Annotated in this window: 15 protein-coding genes; 14 read left to right on the top strand and 1 reads right to left on the bottom strand. The window is 42.3% G+C overall.

Annotated features, from left to right (window positions below; genetic code table 11):
• Positions 1–51: 51 nt before the first annotated feature.
• Positions 52–216 (top strand): hypothetical protein, encoded by a 165-nt coding sequence (locus CA600_RS31065; RefSeq protein WP_179281484.1) that lies wholly within the window; start codon positions 52–54, stop codon positions 214–216.
• Positions 217–287: 71 nt separating this feature from the next.
• Here CA600_RS31065 and CA600_RS01580 read toward each other — a convergent pair whose 3' ends face one another.
• A complete protein-coding gene (locus CA600_RS01580; protein ID WP_042126976.1) occupies positions 288–500 on the bottom strand; it encodes a hypothetical protein in 213 nt (70 codons plus the stop codon).
• 182 nt (positions 501–682) lie between these two features.
• On the opposite strand from CA600_RS01580, the gene CA600_RS01585 reads away from it, so the two are divergent.
• The 13 genes from CA600_RS01585 to CA600_RS01645 all read left to right on the top strand — a co-directional run bounded on the left by CA600_RS01585 (position 683) and on the right by CA600_RS01645 (position 14,736).
• Positions 683–1,276 carry a manganese efflux pump gene (locus CA600_RS01585; RefSeq protein WP_094868588.1) on the top strand — a complete coding sequence of 198 codons (594 nt, stop codon included), beginning with the start codon at positions 683–685 and terminating at the stop codon, positions 1,274–1,276.
• A gap of 119 nt (positions 1,277–1,395) precedes the next feature.
• The gene (locus CA600_RS01590) at positions 1,396–2,751 is read left to right on the top strand and encodes an ABC transporter substrate-binding protein (RefSeq protein WP_094868589.1); all 1,356 of its coding nucleotides are present in this window, start codon (positions 1,396–1,398) and stop codon (positions 2,749–2,751) included.
• Between the two features lie 200 nt (positions 2,752–2,951).
• Positions 2,952–3,905: a carbohydrate ABC transporter permease gene (locus tag CA600_RS01595; protein WP_094868590.1), complete on the top strand. Its 954-nt coding sequence runs from the start codon at positions 2,952–2,954 to the stop codon at positions 3,903–3,905.
• Positions 3,902–4,765: a carbohydrate ABC transporter permease gene (locus tag CA600_RS01600; RefSeq protein WP_094868591.1), complete on the top strand. Its 864-nt coding sequence runs from the start codon at positions 3,902–3,904 to the stop codon at positions 4,763–4,765. The genes CA600_RS01595 and CA600_RS01600 overlap by 4 nt, the downstream gene beginning before the upstream one ends.
• Positions 4,766–4,848: 83 nt before the next feature.
• Positions 4,849–6,573 (top strand): sensor histidine kinase, encoded by a 1,725-nt coding sequence (locus tag CA600_RS01605; protein WP_094868592.1) that lies wholly within the window; start codon positions 4,849–4,851, stop codon positions 6,571–6,573.
• A gap of 33 nt (positions 6,574–6,606) precedes the next feature.
• On the top strand, positions 6,607–7,953 hold the full coding sequence (locus CA600_RS01610; RefSeq protein WP_094868593.1) for an ABC transporter substrate-binding protein: 1,347 nt from the start codon (positions 6,607–6,609) through the stop codon (positions 7,951–7,953).
• A 16-nt stretch (positions 7,954–7,969) separates the two neighbouring features.
• On the top strand, positions 7,970–9,568 hold the full coding sequence (locus tag CA600_RS01615) for a response regulator (protein WP_094868594.1): 1,599 nt from the start codon (positions 7,970–7,972) through the stop codon (positions 9,566–9,568).
• A 170-nt stretch (positions 9,569–9,738) separates the two neighbouring features.
• Positions 9,739–10,812: a fatty acid desaturase gene (locus CA600_RS01620; RefSeq protein WP_094868595.1), complete on the top strand. Its 1,074-nt coding sequence runs from the start codon at positions 9,739–9,741 to the stop codon at positions 10,810–10,812.
• Between the two features lie 161 nt (positions 10,813–10,973).
• Positions 10,974–12,110: a sensor histidine kinase gene (locus tag CA600_RS01625; RefSeq protein ID WP_094868661.1), complete on the top strand. Its 1,137-nt coding sequence runs from the start codon at positions 10,974–10,976 to the stop codon at positions 12,108–12,110.
• Positions 12,110–12,712, top strand: a complete 603-nt coding sequence (locus CA600_RS01630; RefSeq protein ID WP_042126995.1) for a response regulator transcription factor — start codon at positions 12,110–12,112, stop codon at positions 12,710–12,712. The genes CA600_RS01625 and CA600_RS01630 overlap by 1 nt, the downstream gene beginning before the upstream one ends.
• A 125-nt stretch (positions 12,713–12,837) precedes the next feature.
• Positions 12,838–13,923, top strand: coding sequence for an aspartate-semialdehyde dehydrogenase (gene asd, locus CA600_RS01635; protein WP_094868596.1), 1,086 nt, complete (start codon positions 12,838–12,840; stop codon positions 13,921–13,923).
• A gap of 314 nt (positions 13,924–14,237) precedes the next feature.
• Positions 14,238–14,438: a hypothetical protein gene (locus CA600_RS30780; protein ID WP_179281485.1), complete on the top strand. Its 201-nt coding sequence runs from the start codon at positions 14,238–14,240 to the stop codon at positions 14,436–14,438.
• Between the two features lie 115 nt (positions 14,439–14,553).
• The gene (locus CA600_RS01645) at positions 14,554–14,736 is read left to right on the top strand and encodes a DUF3934 family protein (RefSeq protein WP_094868598.1); all 183 of its coding nucleotides are present in this window, start codon (positions 14,554–14,556) and stop codon (positions 14,734–14,736) included.
• The last annotated feature ends 96 nt before the right edge of the window (positions 14,737–14,832 follow it).

A 14,832-nucleotide genomic window follows, 5' to 3' on the forward strand; every position in this document is an offset into this window, starting at 1 on the left:
TCTAGCAGAATTGCAAATTTCAGGAACGTCACGGAAGGAGTTTGAAATCCAATGAATGTGATCGTACATCATCTTATGGCTTACAATCATCAGTTTTTTAGACCTCAGCCCGTGGTCAATCCTAAGCAAGAGAGATCTAATAAGAAGAAGCAGAGTTTTCAGGAAGTGTTGGATGAGAAAATGAAAGTGTATGGAAAATACAGAATTATTAAGTAAAAGCTACTACATACGTCTGCTGAAAAAAGCCGGAATGCAGTGATCTTAGGGTCACTGTGTTCCGGCTTTTTTTAGGGTCTAACCTCAAAGAATTGGCAGCTCTTGCGGGAGTAGTAAGTCAGATCACTAACTCTGGACTGAATAACGACATCGAAATCAGTGAAGCGGACAACGGTTGCTCCTGAATTCACCAAATGATCGTCCTGAAAGACTCGGACAGGTAATTTTCGGTCAACGGCTTCTTGGAAATCACTGTCTGTAAACAGCGGGCGGTTAATCGGCATAGATATTAAACTCCTTTTGATCATTTAATGAAGGTAGAAATAAAAATAGTATACCTGCGGAAGCATGAAAAATCCAATATAAGAGTAGCTGACGAACATTTTATGAGCAACCTGTTTGGACAAAATTCTATGCGCCCACTTCAGACATAACATAGTTATGAATGTACTAAGGGGGTTTAAATATGCACTGGCTTTCCATCATTATTATTGGTCTGGCTTCAAATTTGGATAACTTAGGAATAGGCGTTTCCTTTGGCGCACGGTCCACAAAAATTACACCTCTCTCTAATCTGATCATTGCTGTTCTTTCAATGCTGGCTACCTTCCTTTCAATTACCTCAGGAGAATATGTTTCAGAATATTTCTCGGAGGCACTTGGCAATGCCATTGGTGGCTGCTTGATTCTGTTTATGGGACTCTGGAGTATTAGAGCGGTGTATAAGAAACCAACTTCAAGTGTAAGCATGGATATAGAGGCCAATGTCCTCAGCACAGCTTCTACAGATACTGGCTATCGTCATGTCTTAAGATGGCAAGAATCGGTGTGGCTGGGTGTAGCGCTGGCTATCAATTGTATTGCTACAGGCTTTGGAGCAGGGATCAGCGGTGTGAACGCAACCTTCACAGCGATCTCAGTGGGTGCCTTTTCGTTTCTCACTGTTGCTGCCGGAATGCAAATCGGGAATCGAATGTCCAAAACCTGGCTAGGCAAACATTCTGATCTTATCGGTGGATTGTTATTAGTAGGTATAGGTCTGTATGAAATATTTATTTAAGCTGATCTTGAGTTCGTAAGTATTTCCACCATAAATCGGAAGTTTACCTCCTCAAAAAAAGAAAATAAACCCTGTACACTAAATCTTGTAAGAGAAACCTTTGAAAGGGGTACAGGGGAATGAATAAAGTAAAACACTTGGCACTTTCGTTAGTCGCTATCATGCTTGTAGGTTCACTGGCAGCATGCGGAGGCAACAACGCCGAGAACAACGCATCAAGTAAAAATACAGGTAACAACGCAGCAAGCACAAGTGAACCAACAAAAGATGAGGGTACTGAGCCTGCTGAGAAAATTGAACTTTCTTTCTGGACACTCGGCAACGTGAACTACGAGGATCTAGCGAAGGAGTATACGAAGGAACATCCAAATGTAACGATCAAGGTTCAAAATACGGGTGACCAAACGGCTCATCATAATAATTTGACCACAGCTTTATCGGCGGGGTCGGGTGCACCAGATATTTTCCAGCTTGAAATCGGTTTCATGGAGCGCTTTATCAATGCACAGGATAAATTCTATAACCTGAATGATCTTGGAGCCAAAGATATTCAAGCGAACTATTTGGATTGGAAATGGAAACAAGCCTCTTCCGTAGATGGCAGCTTCCAGTTGGGTTTACCAACAGATATCGGTCCGACCGTTGTTTATTACAGAACAGATTTGGCGGAAGCAGCCGGATTGCCAAGTGACCCGGAAGGATTCGGCGGAGCCATTGATACATGGGACAAATTCGCTGCTGTAGCCAAAGCTTTCAAGGAAAAGACAGGTAAGCCTTTTGTAGATCTTACAGATCTTACCTTTAATGCATTGCGTGACCAATCCGCGGATGAAATCTACTTCAGCAAAGCGGATGGCAGCTTTATCGGAGACACCAACCCGCAAGTTCGCAAAGCTTATGATTTTACGGTTAAAGGTATCCAAGAAGGTTGGATCAGTAATCTAATGCTCTGGTCTCCAGAATGGGGCCAAGGAATGAACGATGGATCTTTTGCAGTCGTCATGGGACCGGCTTGGATGGCGGGAAATGTTAAGAGTAATGCTCCAGATACTACTGGAAAATGGAAAATCGCTCAGCTTCCTGAAGGTGCTGGAAACTGGGGTGGTTCATTCCTGACCCTGCCTAAAGAAGGTAAACACTCGAAAGAAGCTTATGATTTCATCGCTTGGATGGATAACAAGGATAATCAACTGGAATCCTTCAAGACAAAAGGGTTGATGCCTTCCATTCCTGCCCTGTACGAAGATCCTGCATTCGTAGATTTCAAGGATGAATTCTTCGGTGGTCAACAAACGGCAGTTGAATTTGGTAAAGCAGCTAATCGTGTAAAACCGGTATACTACGGTCCACTTCATGACCAAACCGATACCTTCTTCAAAAATGCACTGAAAAACGTGTTGGAGAAAAAGGCTGATCCGGCTAAAGAGTGGGATGAAGCTGTTAAACAAGCGAAGAAGCTAGCTGAACGCAGCTAAGACTTCTAACAGAAAGCGCGCAATGCCTTGAAGGTCCGGATTCATAGAGAACAGTATTCTCTGTGAATTCGGATTTAATTATAAGAAAGTATAAGTTTCACGCAATACTTTATGCTTTAATTCTCGCATAAACGATTACCGTCCTTATAAGGACGCCGAAGACGTTTTGCTTGATACGTTAGATTACCTGGAGGTGTGTCATGGCTGAACCTGTTATTGCAAGTCCGCATGCCGAGAGCAAACGACCGTTTTTAACGGAACAAAGAAGGAGCCGCATCACCGCTTATACATTCATCTCTCCTTTTTTTATTCTGTTCTCGATATTTGGACTATATCCGATCTTCTTTACGATCTACCTTTCATTTTTTAAATGGGATGCCTTGAATCCTATGAAATTCGTAGGAATGAAAAATTATGAGCTGGTCACAAGCGACCCTACCTTTTGGATTTCTTTTAGCAACACGTTAATTATGGGACTGCTTGGTACGATTCCACAGATCCTATTGGCACTTTTGATTGCTGTTTTGTTGAATTCGGGGATGACTCGTTTCAAAAAAACGTTCCGCGTTCTCTTTTTCATGCCGAATATTACTTCAATCGTTGCGGTTACCCTGGTGTTTAGTACGCTGTTTGGGAACAACGGGATGATCAACTGGATGCTCAGTGGTTTAGGACTTGATAATGTGGCCTTCAACTCTGGCTGGTGGGGAGTCAAAATCGCGATTTCAACTATGGTGATGTGGCGCTGGACAGGGTATAATGCCATTATTTTTCTATCAGGACTTCAAAGTATTCCTACAGATTTGTATGAAGCAGCCCGAATTGATGGAGCGAACAGAAGGCAACAATTAACCTTCATTACATTACCACTACTAAAACCATTTATCGTATTCGTTACCTTGCTCTCGACCATTGGTGCGCTGCAGTTGTTTACTGAACCTTATGTATTCTTGGGGCAATCAGGAACTGGATCTACCCGTCAGGAAGGAATCACTATGGTTACTTATTTGTACAGTGAGGCATTCCGCAATGGATTCTTTGGTACGGCGGCGGCTACAGCAGTTCTACTATTTGTGGTCACAATCATATTCTCTGTCCTTAATATGCTGGTTTCAAGCCGCATGGGTGGAGATACAGGAGGGGGTAAAGCGTGAGTACTGTGCGTCTATTAAAAAAAGATCCGGATGATCTTGGGATTTTCGGCAAAGTAGGATTTTATCTCATTCTGATTCTTGGTGCACTCGTGTCCATCTTTCCTTTTTACTGGATGTTTGTAGTTGGCACAAATGATAGGGGCGCAGTATTCCATGTCCCCCCTTTGCTTACGGTTGGAAACCAATTTTTTGATAATTTCCAGCGGGTTCTGGATAAAACGGATTTCTTCCAAGCCCTTGGAAACTCATTATTCGTCTCGTCTATGGTAACCATATCGGTCGTATTTTTCTGTACATTGGCTGGTTATGCTTTTGCTAAATATGAATTCCCGTTTAAAAATATTCTTTTCTACTTTGTAATTGCTACTCTATTTGTACCCCAGCAGCTTGGTGTGTTACCTACTTATGTCATTATGGCCAAGCTCCATTGGATCGACTCCTTTAAGGCGCTGATTGTTCCGGCAATGGTTAATGCTTTTGGGATCTTTTGGATGCGGCAGTATATCTCTACAGCTGTACATACAGAACTGATCGAAGCTGGACGGATTGATGGCGGAGGACATTTCCGGATCTTCTGGAACATCGCCATTCCAGTGATCACTCCAGCTATGGCAACACTAGGCATACTGAATTTTATGACCGTATGGAATGACTTCTTTTGGCCTTTGGTCGTGTTAAAGAACCAAGAACATTTTACAATACAAATCGCGCTCCAACAGTTATTCTCCAATCGTGACGGTCTGGATTATGGAATGATCATGTCAGCTACGTTTACGGCGACCTTGCCATTGCTAATCGTCTTCTTGTTATTTAGTCGTTGGGTAATTGCGGGGCTTACTTCAGGAGCTATCAAGAGCTGATCTTACTTTTAGGTCTTTACAGGGAATAGGCGGTTTCGTGAAGAATACTAGAGAACAGAGACAGCAGGGGGAAGGGGAATACCATGAAGCTCCGCCGGAAAATCTTGTTCGCTATTATTCTTCTCGTCTTTATTCCAGTGATCCTGATGGGGATCGTTACATATGTTAATTTCTCTAACGCTATGGAGAAAAAATCAAGCAACTTCTACTGGGTTTCACTGCTCGAAACGGATCGAAAGCTCAAATTCGCACTTAGCGAAATCTCCTCGATCACAAATGCTGCAATCACACAACCGGTTATTCAACAATCGCTTAAGCAGACTAATTTTGTGCTCACCTATGATCGCAAGCAGGAACTCAACAATTTGCTGATTAATCATCCGATGATTACTTCATTTAGTTTATATGGTAAAGATCGGCTGCTCTATCAATACAATGCACCGATGTCCTTTGAGGACATGAAGAAGCAGAGTTGGTTTAATGCGATGGAAAGTGCGGAGGGGCGCCCTGTATGGTCAGGACCCGGTGAGAATGGTTCAGCATTATCCGGCCATCCGGTACTTGTGCAAGCCAGAGTGATCAAAGATTATTATTCACTTGAAGATATCGGCTATTTGGTCGTGAACGTAAAACCCGATTTACTAGATCAGATTTTTTGGGAGGCAGCAACTCTGAAGAAGGGGGATATTCTGCTAGTGAACAAGCTAGGGAATATAGTTTTTAACAAATCCGGTGAACATATAGGGCAGCGCACCGAGTTCCCTTTTTTAGAAAATGATTATGCCAAGGAACAAAACTATTACATCGATAACTATCAGGGGGAACAATCACTCATAACCTTCCTCCCTTCACATAATAAAGACTGGTATTTGGCAGCGATTACACCGATGAATCTAATCTCTTCGGAGTCCATTTCTATCCGCAATATTGCGATTATTTTGAGTACGGTTTCATTGTTATCGGCGATTTTATTTGACCGCTATTTTGTTAGAAGACTCGTTTATAGCATTAATAGCGCAGTCAACGGGATGAAGCGGGTGAAGCAAGGGATATTTACACCTATCACTACACGTTATCGTGCTGATGATGAAAGTGATTTTCTGATTGATGGCTTTAACCGAATGAGCTCACAGATCAGCGAGTTAATCGTACAGGTGCAGACGGAGCAGGGGCGGAAGAAGGAAGCAGAAATGCAGGCCTTAATGGCGCAGATTAATCCTCATTTTATTTATAATTCACTTGAATCAATTAATTCAATGGCTGTGCTGCAAGGCAATAAAGATATTAGTAAAATGGTCATTTCACTCGGCAAGCTGCTGCGAATTAGCATTAGTCAGAATCAAGAGCTGATACCACTGCAAATGGAGTTTGAGCATGTTCGCCATTATCTGGATATTCAGAAGTTCCGTTTCGAGGATAAATTTTCGTATATTATAAATCTTCCTGAGAATCTTAGAACGTTTATGACTCAAAAGCTGATTGTTCAGCCCATTGTAGAGAATGCATTGTACCATGCGATTGAGCCGATGGAGGACCCTGGAATTATAGAAATCACAGCCTATGAAATGGGTACGGATATGATTATTATCGTAAAAGATAACGGTCCGGGCTTCGACTTAGCCAAGATGATGAATCTATGGGATAACGAGGGAGGCGGCCAGAAGAAATATAGTGACAGTGGTGTAGGGCTTAAGAATGTTCATGAGCGCCTGATTATCAGATTCGGCAGTCCATATGGCTTACTTGTGTGTTCATCCCCTGGATTTGGTTCAACGATTCGAATCCGAATACCAAAAATACTGCCATAATCGATCATACAGAGGAAACAGGGGGAGATTGACATGAAGTGGTTATTGAAGTGGGGCTGGATGTGGATATATCTAGTCTTGATATCTGGCGCTGTTCTATTTATTACTTTAGGAGATCATGAACCGATTGAAGATAATTCACCAGAAAAAATAACGCTGACTTTCCGTCACTTCTGGATCAAAGAGCATGATCGGCCACTGCTGGCTATCTTTGAAGAGATCGTGGATAAATACCAAATTGCGCATCCAAATATAAAAGTTAATTTCGAAGGGTTAGACCAGACGATACACCGTGAACAAAAGCTGAAAAGTGAGATGGTTACTGGCACGCCACCAGATATGTTTGTATTATTTGGTGGGGCCGAAATAGAGCCATATGTGCGTTCTAATCGTCTTGTTGATCTGACTGACTTTGTCCGAGAGAACGGTCTAACCAATCAATTCAAGGATCTGCATCTATGGACCTTTGATAACCATATTTATGGATTGCCCATTGAAGGAAACGCTGAACCACTGTATTACAATAAGACTATATTCAATAAGCTGGGTCTAGGGGCGCCTACAACGCTGCAAGAACTCGATGATGTCATACTGGGGCTCAAGGCCGGAGGATACATTCCCTTTGCACTCGGGAATGAGGATCGTTGGCCCGCCGGGATTTTTGCACATTATTTAATGGATCGTTATGCTGGCTCCGAGCTGATCCAGAAGCTAATCACAGGTGAAGATCAAGCGAGCTTTCAGAATGAGGCCTATTTAAAGGCTTTTGAGCATTTGGATCAATGGATAAAAGAAGGTGCTTTTAGTTCCAAGTCTAATGATCTTTCAACTGAAAATGCAGTAAGTTTGTTTGCAAGCGGTAAGGCTGCAATGTATTTAAACGGGAACTGGGATATCAATTTATTTTCTGGAAGTGCGGCTCCAGCTGATTTTCAGAATGAGGTAGGCGTTATTCCATTTCCTGCTTTGAAGCAAGGAGAGGAGCCTTCGATTGCAGGAGGTTATACCATCGGCATTGGTCTTTCCTCCGAACTAAATGGAGCTAAACGGGAAGCCGCTTTGGATCTTATGAAGGCTTTTTACACGCAGGAAGTTCAGACCCGAATTGTATATGAAGGACTGAGAATTCCATCCATTCGTATTGCTTTTGATCCGGAGAAGACCGGTCCGGTATTCGCGCAAGTGATGGAAATGATGGAAGTGAACCGCAAGAGCTTTGTGCCTTACGATAACGTATTATCACCTGAAGTTAAGAAAATGTTCCTAAGTGTCATCGAAAAAATGATTAACGAAGAAATGTCTGCAGATCATGCTTTAAAGCTAGTGCAGGCATCATCGATGGAATACTGGAATCTGATCCAAAACTCAAGTGTTCAATAAGCATGGAGGTGCTGGAATGGATGAGATAGAAGAGAAATATAAAGTACTGCTCGTAGATGATGAGCCGATTATTCTTCGTAGTCTAAAGGTAGCTATTCCATGGGATGATCTCCAGATGGAAATTGTGGGAGAGGCTCGAAATGGAGAACAAGCCCTCCGCTTAATAGAAGAAACTACACCGCATATTATAATCAGCGATATCCGTATGCCTGTGATTGACGGAATCACTTTGATGAAGGAAGTATTGCCAAAGAATGCTAAGCTGGTATTTATTTTTATAAGCGGATACGGGGAGTTCGAATATGCGAGAGAAGCTTTGCGTCAAGGAGCCTTTGATTATTTGCTAAAACCTATCGATCATGACGAACTGGTTGAAATGCTATACCGAGCGAAAACAAGACTGGATGACCAAAGAGAGAACGACCAGATGCTGCATTCCGTGCAGATGCTGTCAATGCTCGCTCGTGAACGGATGTTTGCTGAAATCACTCTGGGAAATGCAAGACCTCTAGAGCATCTGAAATGGCTGGAAAATAGCGAACTTGAAGATGGCTATTTCATGGCTGTTGTCCAATTGGATGATTATTCTGCGTTGACCGGGCAGTGGAGTGTGGAAGAAAAACGACTGTGGCTGTTTGCGATCCGTAATATTGTTGAAGAGTGGTCCCTGGAGCATGGAGTACTTACAGTCTTCCCTTTTCATAACGGAGAGTGGGTATTGCTCTTCCCTGGATCTCTAAGCGCGAGCAGAAGAGAACTCGGTGAACTATTGATTACAGGGATCAAAAGATATTCCAAGCTAAGCTGCTCAGTAGGGATTAGCCGCTGTACACAAGGCATTGATCAATTAAGCACAGTGTACCCTTTGGCTGCAAAAGCTTTGTATCAACGTTTCTATTCTGGACTTGCCGGGGTGTTCATAGATGAGGAAACAGCCTTCGCAGGCAATACAGAAGTGAAATATCCAAAAGAGCTGGAGACCTCGCTGATAGAGAGTATTCGTACCTTGAATAGAAACCAAATGTCATCCTTGTTTGATGAGTTGGCATTATATATTGAAGCTCAAGCTATTCCTAAAGAAATAGCAGAACGTCTTCTTGTGGAGATGGTTGTTGTGTTATACAGACATTTTGAACATTTGAATCTAAATTCGGACTGGTCTCTACATGGATTGCTAAGCAAGCTGCACCATTTGGTTACCTTGACTGAAATGATATCTGCTTTGAAGGAAGAATTTGGGGTGCGATTGAATCAAGGGAGTAAACCTGTAAATCGGGAGGACACACGCAGTTCCATCGAGAAGACAAAACGTTATATCGAGGGTAATTATCATAAAGACTTAAGTATTGAAGAAGTATCGGAACTTGCCGATCTTAGTGTCAGTCATTTTTGTACTTTATTTAAACAAATAACAGGCTATACCTTCTTGGAGTATGTGACTCACTGTCGAATGGAGAAGGCGAAGTATATATTGCAAAGTAGTAATGTGAAGGTGTATCAGATCGCTCCGCTTGTGGGTTATCAGGATTCACGGTATTTTACCCAGGTCTTCAAGAAAGCTAGTGGTCAGACACCTACGGAATACCGAGAAGAGCATGCGAGGCAGGTCAATTAGCGAAGAAGTACATGGATTGATTAGCAAAAGGGATGAAAATAGGGCATAAGTATGACATTTATCATACCCTTTACTTGATGTTTGTGACTTATAGGATGACACTTTATCTCCTATACTTAGAATAGATAAAAAGATCCTTAGCCAGACACATCAAGGAGGAAACGATAAAGATGACTACAAAACAGACATCACAGCTCTCTAGTCTTAAAAAAAGTGTAGCCCCTTACGAAAAAAACGACCGCAACGCGAGCATAAGACAGCTCATTAATACTTTAGGGCCACTTGTGCTGTTATGGGGCGGAGCGTATTTCTCTTTATCCGTTTCCTACTGGCTCACCCTATTGTTGGCCATTCCTGCAGCAGGATTTGTAATTCGAACTTTTATTATTTTTCATGATTGTACGCATGGTTCATTCTTTAAGAACCGTAAAGCAAATGACATTATCGGAACGATCACAGGTGTATTAACGCTTGTTCCTTATCGACAGTGGAAGCATAGCCATTCTATTCATCATGCCAGCTCTAGTAACCTCGATAAAAGAGGGATTGGCGATATATGGATTATGACTGTTGACGAATATGAAGCAGCTTCTTTCTGGAAACGTCTTTACTACCGTATTTACCGTAATCCGATCGTGATGTTCGGAATAGGACCTATCGCTGTATTTATGATCCAGTATCGCTTTAATGCCAAAGGCGCAAGACGTAAAGAACGGATGAATACCTATTTAACAAATGTATCTATTGCAGCTCTCTATGGTTTGCTTATTTGGGCGATCGGCTGGCAAGCCTTTATCATGGTGCAATTGCCTATCGCTTTTGTATCTGGTTTTCTCGGAATATGGTTGTTCTATGTTCAGCATCAGTTCGAGGATTCTTACTTCGAGAATGAATCGGAGTGGAGTTATGTTATGGCTGCAGTAGAGGGAAGTTCATATTACAAGCTACCTAAGCTATTGCAATGGATTACAGGGAACATCGGGTTCCACCATGTCCATCATTTAAGTCCGAAGGTACCCAACTATAATTTAGAAAAAGCACATAATGCCACGCCACCCTTGCAAAAAGCGACGACTATAACACTTAGTTCTAGCTTGAAGGCTTTGCACTTCCGTCTTTGGGATGAAGAGAATAAGTGCTTCATAAGTTTTAAACAGATGAAGTCGAGACTAAACAAACCTAAGGTAGCAGCTGCAGCAGCAGAAGTCCTACAAGTTCATAAGACTAGACTCCAAGGAGAATAAATATTATAGGTTCGAAAAAAATAGCAGTATAAAGAAAGGTTAGAGCCGGAGAAATCATTCGTGGCTCTAATCTTTTTCTGTTTGGGGTAGTGAAACAACAGATTTCCACTGAATTTATGCTAGAATAAGGAGAGTAATGTATGGTGAAAAGGAGAGCGGTCATGCAAAAGTGGCATCATATTTTTCATAAAAGCACAGGTCTCAGCCCTTATGTGTGGGTCGTTTTTTACATTCTACCGTTTTATTTTATATTTCGCTCCTCCTCAACCTATCAAGTAGTTTGGGGAATCTTGATGATCGCAGTATTTTTTGTTTGTTATGTACTTTCTTTTGTATCTAAGGGCTGGTTGGTTTATTTCTGGACGAGTGTTCAAATTATAGTGTCTATAACGATGACGCTTTTGTTCGGATATATGTATTTTGCACTTTTCCTAGCCTTTTTTATTGGGAACATACAGAATCGAGTGGGTTTCTTCACACTGTACTCTATTCATCTGTTAACTACGATCATTACGATTAATTATGAGCTGCTATCACGTAATTCAGTGTTTATTAGTCAGCTACCGTTTGTGCTTGTAAGTATGATTGCAGTGATTCTACTTCCAATTAGTACCTATAACCGAAATAATCAAGGCAAGTTGCAAGATCAATTGGAGGATGCGAACAAGCGGATATCCGAACTCGTTAAACTTGAAGAACGACAACGAATTTCGCGAGACCTCCATGATACATTAGGTCAGAAGCTTTCATTAATTGGTCTGAAGAGTGATTTGGCAGGAAAGCTAATCGACTCTAATCCTATCCAAGCAAAAGCAGAGATCAATGATGTACGACAAACGGCGAGAAGTGCGCTGAAAGAGGTTCGGGAAATGGTTACGCGAATGCGCGGCATTCGGCTTGAAGATGAACTTATCCATATTCAGCAGTTTCTTGCAGCTGCGGAAATTGATTTTACATTGGAAGGAAATCCGAAGCTAACCAATACCTCATTGATTACGGAAAATGTACTTAGCATGTGTATAAAGGAAGCAGTCACTAATGTTGTGAAGCACAGTGGAGCGCAAGCCTGCTCTATTCTGATTAAGCCCTCTCGAACGGATTTAGTCATAAAAGTGCAAGATGACGGGAAAGGAATACCTGGGAACGATCTTTATTTTAAAGGTCACGGACTGCAAGGTATGAGAGAACGACTTGAATTTGTAAATGGCTGTATGGATATTGTGAGAGATAGCGGGACTACAATTGTGATTAAAGTACCCAATGCATTTAAGCATCAGGAACCGGAGGTCATCCTATAATGATAAAAATTGTAATCGCTGAGGATCAACGAATGCTACTCGGGGCGCTGGCCTCTTTGCTCGATTTAGAAGAGGATATGAAGGTTGTGGGCCGAGCAAGCAATGGGGAAGAAGCTGTTGCCATGGTTCAGCAGCTTAAGCCGGATATCTGCATTATGGATATTGAGATGCCGGCGATGAGTGGTCTCGACGCTGCTGAAGCCTTGAAGAATAGCGGCTGCAAAACGATGATATTAACGACCTTTGCTCGGGCAGGATATTTCGAACGTGCGCTCAAGGCGGGGGTTCACGCTTATTTACTGAAGGACAGTCCTAGTGAAGAGCTTGCACTCTCTATCCGGAATGTTATGGCAGGCAGACGCATGTATGCACCGGAGCTGATGGATGAAGCCTACAGCGGTGAAGTGAATCCATTGACTCAGCGGGAGAAGGAAGTGCTCGGCCTGATCGCCGATGGTAAAAATACGAAAGAAATTGCCAGTGAGCTGTACATTACTACCGGTACCGTACGAAATTACATCTCAGTTATCCTTGATAAGCTGGATGTGGGGAATCGGATTGAAGCGATCACTCGCTTTAAGGAAAAAGGCTGGTTTAAGTGAAAATATTAAATTTTTTAATGTTATTTTGATGTTAACACTCGCCAAATGTTCCCGAGCCGTATATCATTAATTATCAGCCTATTATTCACAATAGGACAGTTAATCAAAAGGAAGTGTATTTTCTGATGTCAAGAAAGCTAAGAGCCGGCATAGTTGGCGGCACAGGTATGGTAGGTCAGCGGTTTATTGCCCTTCTAGAGAATCATCCTTGGTTTGAAGTAACTGCAATTGCTGCAAGTGCGAAATCTGCTGGGAAAACGTTTGAAGAATCGGCCAAGGGCAGATGGAAACTATCCACTCCAATGCCTGAGAACGTGAAGAATATTATGGTTCAAGATGCTTCTAAGGTAGAAGAAGTAGCTGCGGACGTAGACCTGATCTTTTGCGCAGTAGACATGAAAAAAGAAGAGATTAAAGCGCTCGAAGAAGCTTATGCTCGTACGGGTACTCCAGTAATCTCCAATAACTCTGCGCATCGCTGGACGCCGGACGTGCCTATGGTCATTCCTGAGATTAACCCAGAGCATCTTGGGGTTATTGCGCAGCAAAGAAAACGTCTGGGTACAGAAACAGGTTTCATTGCGGTTAAACCTAACTGCTCCATTCAAAGTTATGTGCCTGCGCTTCATGCGCTTAAAGAATTCAACCCCTCTAAAGTTGTAGTTACAACGTACCAAGCGATTTCCGGTGCAGGTAAGACTTTTGCTGACTGGCCAGAAATGCTTGACAATGTAATTCCTTACATTGGTGGTGAAGAAGAGAAGAGCGAGCAAGAGCCGTTGCGCATCTGGGGAAGCGTGCAAGAAGAAGGCATCGTAAAAAGTGAAGCGCCAACCATTACTTCGCAATGTATCCGTGTGCCTGTAGCGGATGGACATATGGCTGCTGTATTTGTTTCTTTTGAGAAAAAGCCATCCAAAGAAGAGATTTTGAACCTGTGGAAGAGTTTTAAAGGACGTCCTCAAGAGCTTGAGCTGCCTAGCGCACCTAAACAGTTCATTACTTATTTCGAAGAGGAGAACCGTCCACAGACCAAACTGGATCGCGATATTGAGAACGGTATGGGCGTGTCGACAGGCAGACTTCGCGAAGATGCCATCTATGATTACAAGTTCGTGGGCCTCTCCCACAATACCCTGCGCGGAGCAGCCGGCGGTGCTGTATTGATCGCTGAGCTTCTGAAAGCAGAAGGTTATATTCAGCCTAAATAAACTGGATGAGCTATAAAGCGGATTCGAAATAGACACCTCATCAAAGCCTAGTCTTTGGTGGGGTGTTTTTTAATGGATTGATTTGGTGAAATAAGTCAGGGAAGGAGTTGATATACCTGTATAAATATTTATTAGCTTTTATATGGTTACCTTTAATACTATTCACAAGTGGATGTACATCATCAACTCAAGAGGAGCAAGAGTACGGAATATCTTCTATAAATGCTGAAATTCCTATTCCGAAGAACGCCAAGGAAATCGAAGTGACGACAACTTCAAGTAACCCTAATATAAAAATAGGCGTAAAGTACGAATTGGATAATATAGGGGGAGAACAAGGTCTTTACCGGCCTGACAGTTATTTTAATAAATTAGAGGATGCTGGCTGGGTGGAGCTGGAGGATAAGCGGTTAGGGCATGTGCAATTTTTCGAAAAAGAGGGTACTGTCATCGCCATTGAAATACATGAAGATACCTTTGATATTCATGAAATGAATAAAGATGCTAAATACTAATCAGAGTATCGTTAGACGAAGCTGAGCTATTACTTAAACAGAAAGTTTGAGAGTGTGGTAAAATAGATGAAGTGTATAAACTATACGAATTCTGAATGACTGACGGAGTGATATGATGGGTGCAAAAAGTAAAGGTGGCGGCACGGGCAGAGGTACGGGGAGTAAGGGCTGGACACGCTGGAACAAAACAGCAAAGCCAGTTAAACCTGCAAAAGGTGCTCCAACCACGGGTCCAGGCGCTAAAGATCTAAGTGGAAGCAAGGGCAATAACGTGAAAAAAAGCGGAAGCACCAAATAGCTCCCTTGAACTGGGTTATTCCTGAAGGTTAACATCTGATTTTGATCGTTAAAATCAGGTGTTTTTTTATTGGATAAATATGACTAAGCTTATGAA

The sequence above is a fragment of the Paenibacillus sp. VTT E-133280 genome (assembly GCF_002264385.1).
GTDB lineage: Bacteria > Bacillota > Bacilli > Paenibacillales > Paenibacillaceae > Paenibacillus_AQ > Paenibacillus_AQ nitricinens.

Excerpts from the sequence above, each read along its gene's own strand:
- CA600_RS01585 (WP_094868588.1), top strand. The coding sequence starts at position 683 with ATGCACTGGCTTTCCATCATTATTATTGGTCTGGCTTCAAATTTGGAT.
- CA600_RS01590 (WP_094868589.1), top strand. The coding sequence starts at position 1,396 with ATGAATAAAGTAAAACACTTGGCACTTTCGTTAGTCGCTATCATGCTT.
- CA600_RS01605 (WP_094868592.1), top strand. The coding sequence starts at position 4,849 with ATGAAGCTCCGCCGGAAAATCTTGTTCGCTATTATTCTTCTCGTCTTT.
- CA600_RS01580 (WP_042126976.1), bottom strand. The coding sequence starts at position 500 with ATGCCGATTAACCGCCCGCTGTTTACAGACAGTGATTTCCAAGAAGCC.
- CA600_RS01630 (WP_042126995.1), top strand. The coding sequence starts at position 12,110 with ATGATAAAAATTGTAATCGCTGAGGATCAACGAATGCTACTCGGGGCG.
- asd (WP_094868596.1), top strand. The coding sequence starts at position 12,838 with ATGTCAAGAAAGCTAAGAGCCGGCATAGTTGGCGGCACAGGTATGGTA.
- CA600_RS01610 (WP_094868593.1), top strand. The coding sequence starts at position 6,607 with ATGAAGTGGTTATTGAAGTGGGGCTGGATGTGGATATATCTAGTCTTG.
- CA600_RS01645 (WP_094868598.1), top strand. The coding sequence starts at position 14,554 with ATGGGTGCAAAAAGTAAAGGTGGCGGCACGGGCAGAGGTACGGGGAGT.
- CA600_RS01615 (WP_094868594.1), top strand. The coding sequence starts at position 7,970 with ATGGATGAGATAGAAGAGAAATATAAAGTACTGCTCGTAGATGATGAG.
- CA600_RS01620 (WP_094868595.1), top strand. The coding sequence starts at position 9,739 with ATGACTACAAAACAGACATCACAGCTCTCTAGTCTTAAAAAAAGTGTA.
- CA600_RS01625 (WP_094868661.1), top strand. The coding sequence starts at position 10,974 with ATGCAAAAGTGGCATCATATTTTTCATAAAAGCACAGGTCTCAGCCCT.
- CA600_RS01595 (WP_094868590.1), top strand. The coding sequence starts at position 2,952 with ATGGCTGAACCTGTTATTGCAAGTCCGCATGCCGAGAGCAAACGACCG.
- CA600_RS31065 (WP_179281484.1), top strand. The coding sequence starts at position 52 with ATGAATGTGATCGTACATCATCTTATGGCTTACAATCATCAGTTTTTT.